This window comes from Nocardioides sp. NPDC057577 (genome assembly GCF_042801335.1).
Lineage (GTDB): Bacteria > Actinomycetota > Actinomycetes > Propionibacteriales > Nocardioidaceae > Nocardioides.
The window spans coordinates 38,480-53,202 of sequence record NZ_JBHVGB010000019.1 but is presented as its reverse complement, the minus strand read 5'-3'; the positions used below and the strand labels follow the sequence as shown (position 1 = coordinate 53,202).

Sequence of the window (14,723 nt, the reverse complement as noted above, 5' to 3'; positions counted from 1 at the left end):
GGGCGGCCGCCTGCCCCCCCCGGCCCCGCCCCGCCCGACGCGCGTGACGCCTCGGCGAGGTCATTCGACGGAGTCGAAGGTCTCCGGGCGGTGCTCGACGCCGAAGCGGTCGGTGGGCCAGAAGACGACGGCGACGCGGCCGACGACGTCGGAGACGGGCACGAACGCGTTCGAGCAGGCCTCATCGCCCGACTTCTGGCGTTCGGGGCTGCACAGATGGAAGGACGAGTCGGCGGAGTTGGCACGGTTGTCACCCATCACGAAGAGCCGGCCCTCCGGGACGACGGCCTTCCAGCCCCGGCAGCCGCCCTGGACGTAGGACCCGTTGTCCTGCGCCATCGGGCCGTCACAGGTGTCGTTGGGAGCGATGAAGGAGGACTCGTCCAAGGGCGTGCCGTTGACGACGACGCGACCCGAGTCGCAGCACTCCACGGTGTCGCCCGCGACTCCGATGACCCGCTTCACCAGGTGGTCGCCGGTCGGGTAGAGCCCGATCTTGGCGAGCACGGCCCTGAAGCCGGTCGGCGCAGGCGCGATCTGGTTGGCGGAGAGCCAGCCGCCGGGATCGGTGAAGACGACGATGTCGCCGCGCTCGGGCGTGCCGCCCATCCAGTAGGACGGCTTCTCCACCAGCACCCGGTCGTTGACCTCCAGACCGGGCTCCATCGACTCCGAGGGGATGTAGAACGCCTGGGCGAGGAACGTCTTGATGAGGACGGCGAGCAGGATCGCCGTCACCGCGATGATCGCGATCTCGGCGAGCGACCCCAGAACTCCCCGCTGCCGTCGGCCCGACCCTGCCGACGCCTCCCGCTCTGCCCCCATGGTGAGACCCTATCCAGAGGACCGGTCGGGCCCGGACGCTATCCAGAATTCACCGGCGCCGATCCACGAACACGCGTGGACCCCGCCGATAGGGTCGGAGCGTGTCCGACCTCGACCAACGGCTCAACGCTCTCGAAGCGGATCTCAAGACTCGGGGAAGCGTGCTGGTCGCCTTCTCCGGAGGCGCCGACAGCGCCTTCCTCCTGGCGGCCGCGACCAGGGCTCTGGGCAGCGACAACGTCGCCGCCGCGACCGGCTACTCGCACAGTCTCCCGATCGCGGAGAGGGACCCGGCCGCCGAGTTCGCAAGAAGCCTCGGCGTACGCCTCATCACCCCGCAGACCCACGAGATGGAGCGGGAGGGCTACCGGGCCAACGGCACCGACCGGTGCTTCTTCTGCAAGGCGGAGCTGCTCGACACCCTCGTGCCGCTGGCCCGTGAGCAGGGCCTGGTCCACGTGGCCACCGGCACCAACGCCGACGACGCGATCGAGGGGCTCGACGGTCTCCGGCCCGGTATCCGCGCGGCCGCCGAGCGCGGAGCGATCACGCCGCTCAAGGACGCCGGGCTGACCAAGGCGCAGATCCGCGAGGCCTCGCGCCGCTGGGAGCTGCCGACCTGGGACAAGCCGGCCGCAGCCTGCCTCTCGAGCCGGATCGCCTACGGCCTCGAGGTCACCCCGAGGCGCCTCGCGCGAGTCGAGAGAGCAGAGCAGGGCGTACGCAGCGTCCTGGCCGCCCGCGGCCACGACGCCGCCAGGGTGGACCTGCGCGTGCGGGACCACGGGGAGAAGGCGACGGTGGAGCTGTCGGCTACCCTCCTGCCTCTCGACCCCCACCATGCCGACGAGGTGCTCAGGACCGTGACAGACGCAGGATTCCCCGCCGCGGAGATCGACCCACGGGGCTTCCGCTCCGGATCGATGAACCAGGCGGCGAAGTGATCGAGTTCTGGGAGACGATCACCGCGACCCAGACAGTTCCGGAAGCACCGTGGCTGATCGGCGCCGGGCTCGTCGCCCTGGTGCTGGTCGTGTGGCGTGGCACCTGGCGCACCGTACGCCTCGGCGTCACGGTCGTCCACGAGGCCGGGCACGCGGTCGTAGCGGTCCTGGTGGGCAGGCGCCTGGCCGGGATCAAGCTCCACTCCGACACCTCGGGCGTGACCCTCTCGCGCGGCAAGCCCTCAGGACCGGGGATGGTGGCGATGCTCGCCGCCGGCTACCTCGCCCCGGCGCTCCTCGGCCTGTTCAGCGCGACCATGCTCGCCGCGGGTCATGCCCTGGGACTGCTGTGGCTCCTGGTGGCGGCGATGCTCGTGCTGCTGCTGTGGGTACGCAACGGCTACGGCCTCGTCGTCGTCCTGGTGCTCGGCGCGGCGCTGGGCGCGATCAGCTGGTACGCCGACGGTCGCCTGCAGACCATCGTCGCCACGCTGGTCACCTGGCTGCTCCTGCTCGCCTCGCCGAGGCCGCTCCTGGAGCTCCTCGGCCGCGGCGAGCGAGGTCGTCGCGGCTCCGACCCCGACCAGCTCGCCGGCCTGACCGGCATCCCGTCAGTGCTCTGGATACTCGTCCTGCTGGCGGTGAACGTCGCCGGGCTCGTGGTGGGCGTGCAGACCCTGATCCCCGACCTGAGCTGGATCTAGAGCTCGAACTCGTCGGCGATCTGGCGCAGCGCGGGGGAGACCTTCTTGGCCAGCTCGCGCGTGGGCGGGCGGCCCTGGGCGTAGCCGTCGCGGATGTCGTCGAGGAGCTTGATGACGTTCTCGACGATCAGCTCCATCTCCTCGGGGTTGCGGCGCTTGGCGGCCCGCTGGCGTCCGGAGACGGACGGGGAGCGCTCGAGCACGGTCACCGACAGCGCCTGCTCACCGCGGCGCCCCTGGGCGATGCCGAACTCCACCCGGGTGCCGGCCTTCAAGGTCTTGGCAGCGCCCTCGGGGAGCGCGTCGGCATGGACGTACACGTCCGGACCGTCGTCCTGCGACAGAAACCCGAAGCCCTTGGTGGCGTCGAACCACTTGACCTTGCCAGTAGGCACGGCAGCTTGCCCCTTCCTCGCGCATCAGCGCTTCAAACGTACGTCGCCCGGCGACTGTGACGGCCGACGCGGGAGAGCCTAGTCCTCAGCGCCCAGGGACGCGTGAGGTATTCCCCGCTCCGGCATCGACGGCCTCCACGGATGGGTCGCCGTCTCGTCCCTCGGGCAGGTGGGGCCTATACTCCGCCTACCCCTCCATAGATTTGCAAATGATTTCGTACACCATTGGTAATCGAGACCAGTTATGACGTAAGTTTACGTCGCCAAAGACTGCAGACAGGCACGCCCGGGTGCCAGCAGACTTCGCGGCGGGGGACTGGGGTGTGCGCCACAGATGGCGCATGCCTCTCGGGAATGATGTGACATGGCCACGAGAGGGAGTAATGGCCGAGCCATACGCAAGCACAACCCACCGTCCGGAACGTAAGCCCTGGCAGGGAATTCGAGCGCGCCTCATCTTCGTGCTGCTCGTCCCGACCATCGCGGCGATGGTGTTCGGCGGGTTGAGCATTTCGAGCGCCCTCACCGCCCAGGCACAAGCACGCCAGGCCGAGACCGTCGCCCAGGCACTGCCTGACACCTACAACCTCGCGATCAACATCCTGTTCGAGCGTGATGGTGCGCTCGCGGGTGTGCCCGAGGTCGTCATGCGGCCGCTGCAGCAGACGACCGACGAGTCGATCGCGGCCTGGAGCGCCAAGGCCAAGGAGATCGACGCCGGCGACGACAAGGGCCTCGAGAACAGCATCGTCGAGATCCAGCAGGCGCTGAACGGCATCGACGATCTGCGCGCGCAGATCCAGGAGAAGGACACCCAGGTCGAGGCGCAGCTGGCCTACACCACGGTGATGAACAACCTCTTCGGGATCTCGGCCCAGATGCCGACCCTGGAGAACGACGAGGTCTTCTCCAAGATCTCCGCGATCAGCAACGTGCGCCCGGCTTCCGAGGCCATGGGTGTCGAGCGCATGATCATGATGGAGGCGCTGAGCAAGAAGGCCATCGCAGAGTCGAAGGGGGAGACGAACCCGGACGTCCTCAGCGACGAGCAGTTCGCCGAGCTCGCCCGCGCCGAGGCGAAGTGGCGACTCTCGACCGCGGACTACTACGAGAAGACGTCCGACGAGATCCGCCAGCAGCTCGACGAGCTGACCAACGAGACCACCGATCAGGGTTCGGTCGGGGCCCCGGCGCACCGGGTCGTCAACCAGGTCATCTCCAGCGGCAGCATGGACCGGGTCAAGATGACCCCGGACCAGTACACCGGCGCCAGCACGGAGTTCATCCGTGGTCTGCAGAAGATGATCGTCGCGACCGCGCAGGAGATCAGTGACGATGTCGGTGACATCAAGACCGACTCGACCCGCGACGCGGTCGGCATCGGTCTGGTCGTTCTCTTCGTCCTCATCTTCGCCCTCGCCGTCGGCCTGGTCGCGGCCCGCTCGATCCTCTCGCCGCTGAGCCAGCTGCGTCGTCTGGCCTACAACCTGGCCAACCACGACCTGCCGGAGCGAGTCGCCTACATGAACCAGGCCGAAGGCCCGGTGGATACGCATGTGGAGCCTCTGGACATCGCGCGCCGAGACGAGATCGGTGACGTCGCGGACGCGTTCGACGCGGTCCACGTCGAGGCGATCCGGCTGGCCGGTGAGCAGGCAGAGCTGCGAACGAACGTCGACAAGATGTTCATGAACCTCTCCCGCCGTTCGCAGAGCCTCGTCGAGCGTCAGCTCCAGCTCATCGACCAGCTCGAGGCCAACGAGCAGGACCCCGACGACCTCGCGAACCTGTTCCGCCTGGACCACCTCGCCACCCGAATGCGCCGTAACGACGAGTCCCTCCTGGTCCTCGCCGGCGGCGAGATCGGCCACGCGGCTCGTGGTCCGGTCCCGGTCCTCGACGTGCTCCGTGCCGCCGCCTCCGAGATCGAGCAGTTCGCCCGGGTCGACATCGACTCCGACGAGAACGCCGAGTTCGAGGGCGCGATCGCGGGTGACCTCGTGCACCTGCTCGCGGAGCTGATCGAGAACGCCACCAACTTCTCCCCGCCCGACACCGCGGTCACGATCCGCACCTTCCGCGCCGGCCCCGCCGCGCCGCTGCTGGTCGAGATCGAGGACCTCGGTATCGGCATGACGCCGGAGGAGCTCGACGCGGCCAACATGAAGCTGCGCCGTGCGACCGGCCTCGACGCCGACGTCGCCCGGATGATGGGCCTGGTCGTGGTCGCGCGCCTGGCGGCGCGTCACGGCCTCTACATCGAGCTCGTTCCCAACCGCCCCCGCGGTGTGGTCGCGCGTGTCGAGATGCCGGTCACCACGATCGTCGGCGCTCACGCTGAGACCCCGTCCGGCCAGCAGCAGGGCTTCGACGCCTACGCCTTCCAGCAGGGCGGCTACGGCCAGCAGACCGGCGCCTACCCGACCACGGGCGAGCTCCCCTACGAGATGCAGTACGGGATGCCCGCCTACGACGCCCAGCCGTACGCCGGTGGCAACCCCTACGACGTGCCGGTCGGCGCCCTTCCGGCGCCCGAGGCGCCTGTGGCCTCCGCCGCAGCGCCACCGGCGCTGCCGAGCCGTACGCCCGGCGCCTCCAACCACCCCAACCTCTCCGGTGGTGGTGGGTCGGCCTTCTCGCAGCAGCCTGCCAACGGCCTCTCCGGCCAGCACAACGGCTTCGGCCAGAGCGGGCCGCAGACGGGCCAGCAGCCCTCATACGGTGGTGTTCCGCCGATGCCGGGCGATCCGGGCTTCGAGGGTCCGGGCGCGCGCACGGGCAGCTTCCCGGCGCAGCCGCAGCAGTTCAGCGGTGGCCAGCCGCAGTACGGGGGAGACCCGTTCGGTGGCGACCCGTTCGGCGCCAACCAGCCGCCGGCCCCGCAGCAGAGCCCCAGCGGCCAGCAGCAGAACTTCCTGTCCAACATGCTGCCGGTCCGCAAGGCCGAAGACCTGGCCGCGCGCTTCCCCGACGGTCGCTTCGACCCGAGCACCGAGACCGGCGAGCTGCCGCGTCGCGACCCGGGCATCCAGGGCGGCAGCCCGTTCGGCACCGACACCGGCGCGTTCCGCACCTTCGAGCGCCCCAACGAGCGCACCGTGCCGCGTACGCCGCCGCCGGGCTTCGGCCCCGACGACGACCCGTTCGGTCCCGCCGGTGACGCGATCGCCCCGATGGGCCCGATGGCTCCGGAGCCGACCAACTCGCCGAACCCGCTCGACTCGACCACCGAGGTTCCGATCCTCGATGACGAGGGCAGCTCGATCTTCGACGACCTGCAGTCCGAGTGGTTCACCCGTCGTCGCCCGCTCGGTGCGCGCCGGGCGATGGAGTCCAAGGGCGACCCGCTCAGCGACCCGATCGCCCCCGCCGCCAAGGCCGGCCCGGGTCCCGACGTCGACGAGGCCCGTCCGGCGGCCGCCCCCGTGGGCGCCCCCGTGGGCGACCCGCTCGGCGAGCCGCCGGCCCCTCAGGACGACGAGCCGACCACGCCGGTGAGCTGGTCCTCGCCGGGCGACGAGGGCTGGCGCCGTGCGCAGGAGCTGGAGCACCTGCAGGAGCAGGAGCCGGCGACGATCACCCAGGGTGGTCTCCCGGTCCGTGTCCCGGGTCAGAACCTGATCCCAGGTGCGGCACCTGCGGTCACACCACCGTCATCAGGTCCGCGTAACATGGACGCGCGCCGCACCCGTGGCATGTCCAGCTTCCAGAAGGGCGTCAGCCGCGCCCGCAACAACCCCGCTGATGCGGAAAGCAACCCCGAAGGTGAGGAGCAGCAGTGACAACGGCCCCCGCAGGACTGGACTGGCTTGTCGACAGCCTGACCCAGCGCACCCCTGACATCGCTCACGCGATCTTGGTGTCGGCTGATGGCATGCCGATGGCCAGCTCCGTCGACTTCCCCCCGGACCGGGCCGACCAGCTCTCGGCGATCGCCTCCGGTCTCACCAGTCTTACCCAAGGAGCAGCTCGGTGCTTCGCGGCGGGTAATGTCCAGCAGATGGTCATCGAGATGGACGGTGGCTATCTGGTCCTCATGGCGGTTGGTGAGGGTTCCAGCCTTGCTGCCCTCGCCGCCCCCGACTGCGATCTGGGACAGGTTGGCTACCAGATGCAGCTGTTGATCTCGCGTGTTGCCAGCGCCCTCACCCCCGATACCAGAACTGGCGCCTGACCGCGCCCGACCTTAGGACCGAGATCGTGAGCAACCACGCATCCGAACCGCCGCCGCTGGTCAGGCCGTATGCCCTGACCCGTGGCCGCACGCAACCCAAGCGCGTCTTCCCGATGGAAGCCCTGGTGATCACCGACCGTTACGTGATCGATGGCTACGTCCGGTCGCCGGAGGAGCGGACGATCGCGGAGCTCTGCCGCGAAAGCCGTTCCGTCGCTGAGGTTGCGGCGCTCATCCGGGTGCCCCTGGGTGTCGCCCGAGTCCTGATCGGTGACCTTGCGGAGCGCGGCGTGGTGCAGGTGCACGCCAGCAAGGTCCCGGACGCCCCGGACACCGCTCTCCTCGAGCGCGTGCTGTCCGGCCTGAGGAAGCTTTGACAGGAGTAATGCAGTGACCACCGACTCCAAGCAGGCGACGATGTCTGCGAAGATCGTCATCGCCGGAGGGTTCGGCGTCGGTAAGACGACCTTCGTGGGCTCCGTCTCGGAGATCGTCCCCCTGACGACCGAGGCCGTGATGACGCAGGCGACCGCCGGCGTCGACGACCTCTCCGCCGTGCCCAACAAGAAGACGACCACGGTCGCGATGGACTTCGGTCGAGTCTCCCTCGACTCCGACCTGATCCTCTACCTGTTCGGCACGCCCGGTCAGAACCGATTCTGGTTCATGTGGGACGACCTGACCCAGGGCGCCATCGGCGCTGTGGTGCTCATCGACACCCGTCGCCTCGCCGACTCCTTCGGCGCGATCGACTACTTCGAGTCCCGCAACGTGCCGTTCGTCGTGGCCCACAACGTCTTCGGCGCCAACCAGGCCTACAAGCCGGAGCAGATCCGCGAGGCCCTGGCTCTGCGCCCGGACATCCCGATCGTCACCTGTGACGCTCGCGACCGCCAGTCGACCAAGGCGACGCTGATCTCGCTCGTCGAGTACGTCCTCTCCATGGTCTCGACGCGCGCTCTTCAGTAGCAAAGCGTCACCAACACCCGCCGCAGCCACGCTCCGGCGGGTGTTGGCCGTTCATGAGAGGCCGTGACTGTGCAGTAGAGGCGTACGTCTGGGAGGATCACGCGTTGTGCGGAAGTTCAGGTTGTGGTGGCGCAAGGTGACCCCGAAGTGGCACCTGAGGCGCATGTGGGTGAAGATGTGGTCCGTGATCACGACCCCGTACGCCGATGCGACGGCCGTCGCTGCCGTCGACGAGGCCCGCGCCGCGCTCCTGTCCGACGTGCCAGCCGGTGACGTCGGAGAACATCTCGGCCATGTGGTCGAGAAGGGTGCTGGCCCGGGCGTCGTGACCCACCTGTTCGCCTGCAGCCGCAAGGGCTACGTCGGCTGGCACTGGTCGGTCACGGTCGTCTACGTCCCCGTCCTCGGTGACAAGACCGAGCTGACCGTCAACGAGGTCGTCCTCGTCCCCGGAGACGCCGCCATCGTTGCGCCGGCCTGGGTGCCCTACCGCGAACGGATCAAGCCGGGCGACCTCTCGCCCGGTGATCTGCTCCCGGTCGAGGACGACGACGCGCGCCTGGTCCCGACGTACGCCTTCGGCGACGACCCGCTCGACGCCGACGAGAAGGCTCAGGTGCGTGAGGTCGCCAAGGACCTCGGCCTCGGCCGTGTCCGGACCTTGTCCACCTCCGGCTTCGACGCCGCCGCCGAGCGGTGGTACGCCGGTGACGGCGGCCCCGACGCGCCGCTCGCGCAGGCAGCCCCCGACCAGTGCCACAGCTGCGGCTTCCTGGTCCGGCTGACCGGTCACCTGGCCACGAGCTTCGGTGTCTGCGCCAACGGCGACGCCAACGACGACGGCAAGGTGGTCAGCCTCAACCACGGGTGCGGTGCGCACTCGGAGGTGCGGCTGGCGAAGAAGCACGAGCCGCAGCCGCTGCCGGACCCGGTCTTCGACACGATCAGCGTCGACGTCGAGGGCTTCTAGTCGAGGCCCTCGGCGCGTAGCCGGCGGGCCTTGCGGCGGCGGGTCAGCTCGATGCCGATCGCGCCGATGCCGAAGGCGGCCAGGCAGGTCCAGATCCACCAGGTCCAGCCGCGGTCGTTGAGCAGGCCCCAGAAGGGGAGCAGGGCCACGAACCCGACCAGCCAGCCGAGGGTGGCGAGCTCGAAGGCGCGGATGCCGTCCTGGTCGACGAGCTCGATCTTCGGCTCCGGAGCGGCCTGGACCGGCTCCTCGGCAGGCGGCTCGTCGTAGCCGTAGTCCTGGGGGTAGCCGCCGTCTTCGGTGTAGTAGTCGCCGTCGTACCCGTCGTACTGCTGCTCCGGGTAGGTGCCGGAATAGTCGTCGTCGCGGTACTGGTCGCTCATGGGACCTCATCTTATGGGTCGCCGCCAGCCGGTAGGGTGGTGAGGAACGCTGACGACTTTGGAGGTCCCCGATGGCTTCGCTCCGCTGCCCCTGTGGCACCAACTTCCGCACCGAGACCGACGACGAGCTGGTCGAGAAGGTGCAGGAGCACCTCGCGGAGGCTCACCCCGGCCGCACCTACAGCCGCGACGACATCCTGATGCTCGCCGCGATGTCCTGACCCTGTGACGGCGCCCTCACCCGGGCGCCGTCTCTTGCCGGAATAGTTAGCGCCGGTAAGCAGTTATGCTTACCTACATGCCTACCGGACATCCCGCTTCCGCGCCCGACGCGGCCTCCGACATCCCCGAGGTCGCGTCGGTGCTGCGCACCTCTGTCATGCGGATGCGTCGCCGCCTGGCCAACGAGCGCCACCCCGACAACGACCTCTCGCTGGGGTCGATGGCGGTGCTCGGGGCGCTGTACGCCAACGACGAGATGACCCTCGGCGCCCTCGCCGGGCGCGAGCGCGTGCAGCCGCCGAGCATGACCAGGATGGTCAACTTCCTCGAGGAGGGCGGCTTCGTCGTCCGCCGCCAGGGTGAGACCGACCGCCGCCAGGTGCTGGTCTCGATCACCGACAAGGGCCGCCGGACCGTACGCAAGGACCGGCTCAGCCGGGACGCCTGGCTCGCCCAGCAGCTCGTCGACCTCGATGCGGACGAGCTCGCCGCCCTCCGCACAGCCGCTTCGATCATGGAGAGAATAGCCACCAGTTGAGTCCCACGTTCCGTTCCCTGCGCAGCCACAACTACCGCCTCTACCTAGCCGGCAGTGTCGTTTCCAACGTCGGCACCTGGATGCAACGCATCGCCCAGGACTGGTTGGTCCTGAGTCTTGGCGGCGGGGGAGCGGCACTCGGTATCACCACCGGCCTGCAGTTCCTGCCCATCCTTCTGCTCAGCCCCTACGCCGGGGTCATCGCCGACCGCTTCCCGAAGCGCCGTCTGCTGCAGGTGGCCCAGGGCTGGATGGCCCTGATGTCGTTGCTTCTCGGTGTGCTGGCGGTGAGCGGCCACGCCGAGGTGTGGATGGTCTACGTGATCGCGTTCCTCTTCGGCACCGGTGCCGCCTTCGACGGCCCGGGCAGGCAGTCGTTCGTCTCGGAGATGGTCCACCCCGACGACCTCACCAACGCCGTCGGCCTGAACTCGGCCTCGTTCAACCTCGCCCGACTGATCGGGCCGGCACTGGCCGGGCTGCTCATCGGCTCGCTGGGGAGCGGCCCCGAGGCGACCGGCTGGGTGATCCTCATCAACGCCGTCTCCTACCTCGCCGTGATCGGCCAGCTGCAACGGATGAACATCGCCGAGCTGCACTCGCCCGACCCCGTCGCCCGGCGGAGCGGGATGCTGCGCGAGGGCATCGGCTACATCCGTACGCAGCCCAAGATGCTGATGGTCCTCGTGATCATCTTCTTCGTCGGCACCTTCGGGGCGAACTTCCCGATCACCTCGGCGCTGATGGCGACCGAGGAGTTCGGCAAGGGCGCCAGCGAGTACGGCCTGCTCGGCACCGTCCTGGCGATCGGATCGCTCTCCGGCGCCCTGCTCGGCGCCCGCCGCACCCGGATCCCGCTCAAGCTGATCGTGCTGGCGGCGACCGGGTTCGGCCTCACCGTCATCGTGTCCGGGCTGATGCCGACGTACGCACTCTTCGCCCTGGTCGCGCCGGTGCTCGGCTTCTTCACGATCACGACCCTCAACGCCTGCAACGCCACCATGCAGACCGAGGCGGCCCCGGAGTTCCGCGGCCGGGTGATGGCGATCTACATGACCGTCCTGATGGGCGGCACCCCGCTGGGTGCCCCGCTCATCGGCTTCGTCGGCGAGCACTTCGGTGCCCGCGCGACCCTCTACGGCAGTGGCGCTCTGGTGCTGGTGGGTACGCTTGCGGGGGTGCTGCTCCTCGCCGCACTCAGAGGTGGTATCCGGGCCGTTTTGACCCCCTCTCAAGCCGCCGGGTAGCCTCTGAAGCGTGTCTGGGACAACCAGGCCGTCGCGCGTGCTCGGAACAAGTTCGAGAAATGGGTCTCGGACCCGGGTTCGGCGCCCTCAAGTGGGAACTCGGTTCGAAAGATCCGTCTTCGTGCTGTTGAGGTAAGGGCGACACGCCCGACCTCGGGGGCGAGGCGGGACCAGTTGGTATCGCACCACCTGGACGCACAAACATTGGATCCTTCGCGGCAGAGCGCCGCGTAGTGAGAGCAGAAAAGAAGGGGAACCACCAAGGTGCCCACCATTAACCAGCTGGTCCGCAAGGGCCGCGAGGACAAGGCGACGAAGTCGAAGACGCCTGCCCTCAAGGGATCGCCGCAGCGCCGTGGCGTCTGCACGCGCGTCTACACCACCACCCCGAAGAAGCCGAACTCCGCCCTCCGGAAGGTCGCCCGCGTGCGCCTCTCCTCCGGCGTCGAGGTCACCGCTTACATCCCGGGTGTGGGCCACAACCTTCAGGAGCACTCGATCGTGCTCGTCCGCGGCGGTCGTGTGAAGGACCTCCCCGGTGTGCGTTACAAGATCATCCGCGGCACGCTCGACACCCAGGGTGTCAAGAACCGCAAGCAGGCCCGTTCGCGCTACGGCGCGAAGAAGGAGAAGTGACATGCCTCGTAAGGGTCCCGCTCCCAAGCGTCCGCTCGTCGTCGACCCCGTCTACGGCTCGCAGCTCGTAACCCAGCTCGTCAGCAAGGTCCTCCAGGACGGCAAGAAGCAGGTCGCTCAGCGCATCGTCTACTCCGCGCTCGAGGGCTGCCGCGAGAAGACCGGCACCGACCCCGTGGTCACGCTCAAGCGCGCCATGGACAACGTGAAGCCGGCCATCGAGGTCAAGTCCCGCCGCGTCGGTGGCGCGACCTACCAGGTCCCGATCGAGGTCAAGGGCACGCGTGGCACCACGCTCGCGCTGCGCTGGCTCGTCGGTTACGCCCAGGACCGTCGTGAGAAGACGATGGCCGAGCGCCTCATGAACGAGATCCTCGACGCGAGCAACGGCCTCGGCGCCGCTGTGAAGAAGCGTGAGGACACCCACAAGATGGCCGAGTCCAACAAGGCCTTCGCGCACTACCGCTGGTGACGTACGGCGGGGTGTCTGCCGCACAATGTGGACACCCCGCCCATCCAGACCGAAGACAATCTCTTTAAGGAACGCTGAAGACAGTGGCCGTCGACATCACCACGGACCTCAATGTGGTCCGCAACATCGGCATCATGGCGCACATCGATGCTGGTAAGACCACCACCACCGAGCGCATCCTGTTCTACACCGGTATCTCCTACAAGATCGGTGAGGTCCACGACGGCGCTGCCACGATGGACTGGATGGAGCAGGAGCAGGAGCGCGGCATCACCATCACGTCCGCCGCGACGACCTGCTGGTGGAAGGACCACCAGATCAACATCATCGACACCCCCGGGCACGTCGACTTCACCGTTGAGGTCGAGCGCTCGCTGCGCGTCCTCGACGGCGCCGTCGCCGTCTTCGACGGTGTCGCCGGTGTCGAGCCGCAGTCGCAGACCGTGTGGCGTCAGGCGAACAAGTACGCCGTCCCGCGGATGTGCTTCGTCAACAAGCTCGACCGCACCGGTGCCGACTTCTACATGGTCGTCGACTCCATCGTCGACAAGCTGCACGCCACCCCGCTGGTGCTGCAGCTGCCGATCGGTGCCGAGTCCGACTTCATCGGTGTCGTCGACCTGGTCGAGATGCACGCCAAGGTCTGGCGCGGCGAGACCGAGATGGGCGAGGACTACGTGATCGAGGAGATCCCGGCCGACCTCGCCGACAAGGCCGCGGAATACCGCGAGAAGCTGGTCGAGACCCTCGCCGAGGCCGACGACGACATCATGGAGGTCTACCTCGAGGAGGGCGACGTCTTCGACGTGCCCACCCTGAAGGCCGCCATCCGTCGCGCGACCCTGGCCGACAAGCTCAACCCGATCCTCACCGGCACCGCGTTCAAGAACAAGGGCGTCCAGCCCCTGCTCGACGCTGTCGTCGACTACCTGCCCTCGCCCCTCGATGTCGAGTCGATCATCGGCCACGACGTCAAGGACGAGGAGATCGAGGTCACTCGCAAGCCTTCCGACACCGAGCCGTTCTCCGGCCTGGTCTTCAAGATCGCCTCCGACCCGCACCTGGGCAAGCTGTTCTACCTGCGCGTCTACTCCGGCAAGGTCGAGGCGGGTGCGACCGTGGTCAACCCGATCAACGGCCGCAAGGAGCGCATCGGCAAGATCTACCAGATGCACGCGAACAAGCGTGAGGAGATCAACTCGGTCGGCGCCGGCCAGATCGTCGCGGTCATGGGTCTGAAGGAGTCGAAGACGGGTCACACCCTCTGCGACCCGACCCACCCGGTGGTCCTCGAGTCGATGAGCTTCCCGGCCCCGGTGATCGAGGTCGCCATCGAGCCGAAGACCAAGAGCGACCAGCAGAAGCTCGGCACCGCGATCCAGCGTCTCACCGAGGAGGACCCGACCTTCACGGTCAAGTCCGACGAGCAGACCGGCCAGACGATCATCGCCGGTATGGGCGAGCTCCACCTGGAGGTCTTCGTCGACCGGATGAAGCGCGAGTTCAAGGTCGAGGCCACCGTCGGCAAGCCGCAGGTCGCCTACCGCGAGACGCTTCGCAAGAAGGTCCAGAACCACAGCTACACCCACAAGAAGCAGACCGGTGGTTCGGGTCAGTTCGCGAAGGTCGTCATCTCCGTCGAGCCCAACATCGACGAGGAGACCGGTCTCGGTGCGGGCTACGAGTTCGCCAACAACGTCACCGGTGGTCGCGTGCCGAAGGAGTACATCCCTTCGGTCGACCAGGGTGCTCAGGACGCCATGGAGTTCGGCATCCTCGCCGGCTTCCCCATGGTCGATGTGAAGGTTTCGCTCGAGGACGGCGCCTACCACGACGTCGACTCCTCCGAGCTCGCCTTCAAGATCGCGGGCAACCAGGCCTTCAAGGAGGCCGCGCGGATGGCGAAGGCCGTTCTGCTGGAGCCGATGTTCGCGGTTGAGGTGACGACCCCCGACACCTACCTCGGCACGGTCATCGGCGACATCAACTCCCGCCGCGGCCAGGTGTCTTCGCAGGAGGAGCGCCACGGCGACATGGTCGTCCAGGCTCTCGTCCCGCTCTCAGAGATGTTCGGGTACGTCGGTGACCTGCGGTCCAAGACCAGCGGTCAGGCGTCGTACTCGATGGAGTTCGACTCGTACGCCGAGGTTCCCACGAACGTCGCCGACGAGATCATCAAGAAGGCCCGTGGCGAGTGACCTTCGGGTCGCCCGTCCAGGGACTTCGGCAGCAACACATTTCAGT

At 68.1% G+C, this 14,723-nt stretch carries 16 protein-coding genes; 13 read left to right on the top strand and 3 right to left on the bottom strand.

Going from position 1 to position 14,723, the window contains the following annotated elements:
• Positions 1 to 60 precede the first annotated feature (60 nt).
• Positions 61 to 825, bottom strand: a complete 765-nt coding sequence (gene lepB / locus ACFU7D_RS06560) for a signal peptidase I (RefSeq protein WP_378724804.1) — start codon at positions 823 to 825, stop codon at positions 61 to 63.
• Between the two features lie 101 nt (positions 826 to 926).
• Between lepB and ACFU7D_RS06555 the strand changes: the two genes are divergently transcribed.
• Complete coding sequence (locus tag ACFU7D_RS06555) at positions 927 to 1,769, top strand: ExsB family transcriptional regulator (RefSeq protein ID WP_378864771.1); 843 nt, start codon at positions 927 to 929, stop codon at positions 1,767 to 1,769.
• Positions 1,766 to 2,473 (top strand): M50 family metallopeptidase, encoded by a 708-nt coding sequence (locus ACFU7D_RS06550; protein ID WP_378724808.1) that lies wholly within the window; start codon positions 1,766 to 1,768, stop codon positions 2,471 to 2,473. The genes ACFU7D_RS06555 and ACFU7D_RS06550 overlap by 4 nt, the downstream gene beginning before the upstream one ends.
• On the opposite strand, the gene ACFU7D_RS06545 is transcribed toward ACFU7D_RS06550, so the two are convergent.
• Positions 2,470 to 2,868: a cold-shock protein gene (locus ACFU7D_RS06545; protein ID WP_378724810.1), complete on the bottom strand. Its 399-nt coding sequence runs from the start codon at positions 2,866 to 2,868 to the stop codon at positions 2,470 to 2,472. The genes ACFU7D_RS06550 and ACFU7D_RS06545 overlap by 4 nt on opposite strands.
• Before the next feature lie 461 nt (positions 2,869 to 3,329).
• On the opposite strand from ACFU7D_RS06545, the gene ACFU7D_RS06540 reads away from it, so the two are divergent.
• The 5 genes from ACFU7D_RS06540 (at position 3,330) to ACFU7D_RS06520 (ending at position 8,981) form a co-directional block, all read left to right on the top strand.
• A complete protein-coding gene (locus ACFU7D_RS06540) occupies positions 3,330 to 6,650 on the top strand; it encodes a nitrate- and nitrite sensing domain-containing protein (protein ID WP_378724812.1) in 3,321 nt (1,106 codons plus the stop codon).
• Entirely contained in the window at positions 6,647 to 7,042 is a 396-nt protein-coding gene (locus ACFU7D_RS06535) for a roadblock/LC7 domain-containing protein (RefSeq protein ID WP_350660704.1), read from the top strand. The genes ACFU7D_RS06540 and ACFU7D_RS06535 overlap by 4 nt, the downstream gene beginning before the upstream one ends.
• 26 nt (positions 7,043 to 7,068) lie before the next feature.
• Positions 7,069 to 7,419 carry a DUF742 domain-containing protein gene (locus ACFU7D_RS06530; RefSeq protein WP_008360948.1) on the top strand — a complete coding sequence of 117 codons (351 nt, stop codon included), beginning with the start codon at positions 7,069 to 7,071 and terminating at the stop codon, positions 7,417 to 7,419.
• A 40-nt stretch (positions 7,420 to 7,459) separates the two neighbouring features.
• Positions 7,460 to 8,011 (top strand): ATP/GTP-binding protein, encoded by a 552-nt coding sequence (locus tag ACFU7D_RS06525; protein ID WP_084101379.1) that lies wholly within the window; start codon positions 7,460 to 7,462, stop codon positions 8,009 to 8,011.
• A gap of 175 nt (positions 8,012 to 8,186) precedes the next feature.
• Complete coding sequence (locus ACFU7D_RS06520) at positions 8,187 to 8,981, top strand: DUF3027 domain-containing protein (RefSeq protein WP_378864774.1); 795 nt, start codon at positions 8,187 to 8,189, stop codon at positions 8,979 to 8,981.
• Here ACFU7D_RS06520 and ACFU7D_RS06515 read toward each other — a convergent pair.
• Positions 8,978 to 9,364, bottom strand: a complete 387-nt coding sequence (locus ACFU7D_RS06515; protein WP_378864767.1) for a DUF2530 domain-containing protein — start codon at positions 9,362 to 9,364, stop codon at positions 8,978 to 8,980. The genes ACFU7D_RS06520 and ACFU7D_RS06515 overlap by 4 nt on opposite strands.
• A gap of 71 nt (positions 9,365 to 9,435) precedes the next feature.
• On the opposite strand from ACFU7D_RS06515, the gene ACFU7D_RS06510 reads away from it, so the two are divergent.
• From ACFU7D_RS06510 to fusA, 6 genes are all read left to right on the top strand, one after another.
• The gene (locus tag ACFU7D_RS06510) at positions 9,436 to 9,585 is read left to right on the top strand and encodes a DUF1059 domain-containing protein (protein WP_091052351.1); all 150 of its coding nucleotides are present in this window, start codon (positions 9,436 to 9,438) and stop codon (positions 9,583 to 9,585) included.
• 77 nt (positions 9,586 to 9,662) lie between these two features.
• Positions 9,663 to 10,124, top strand: a complete 462-nt coding sequence (locus tag ACFU7D_RS06505; protein WP_378864764.1) for a MarR family winged helix-turn-helix transcriptional regulator — start codon at positions 9,663 to 9,665, stop codon at positions 10,122 to 10,124.
• Positions 10,121 to 11,371 carry an MFS transporter gene (locus tag ACFU7D_RS06500; RefSeq protein ID WP_378864761.1) on the top strand — a complete coding sequence of 417 codons (1,251 nt, stop codon included), beginning with the start codon at positions 10,121 to 10,123 and terminating at the stop codon, positions 11,369 to 11,371. Before ACFU7D_RS06505 ends, ACFU7D_RS06500 begins: the two co-directional genes overlap by 4 nt.
• Before the next feature lie 264 nt (positions 11,372 to 11,635).
• Complete coding sequence (rpsL, locus tag ACFU7D_RS06495; RefSeq protein ID WP_091052356.1) at positions 11,636 to 12,007, top strand: 30S ribosomal protein S12; 372 nt, start codon at positions 11,636 to 11,638, stop codon at positions 12,005 to 12,007.
• A 1-nt stretch (position 12,008) separates the two neighbouring features.
• Complete coding sequence (gene rpsG, locus ACFU7D_RS06490; protein ID WP_378724819.1) at positions 12,009 to 12,479, top strand: 30S ribosomal protein S7; 471 nt, start codon at positions 12,009 to 12,011, stop codon at positions 12,477 to 12,479.
• Between the two features lie 134 nt (positions 12,480 to 12,613).
• Positions 12,614 to 14,677 (top strand): elongation factor G, encoded by a 2,064-nt coding sequence (fusA, locus tag ACFU7D_RS06485; RefSeq protein ID WP_378724884.1) that lies wholly within the window; start codon positions 12,614 to 12,616, stop codon positions 14,675 to 14,677.
• Positions 14,678 to 14,723: the final 46 nt, after the last annotated feature.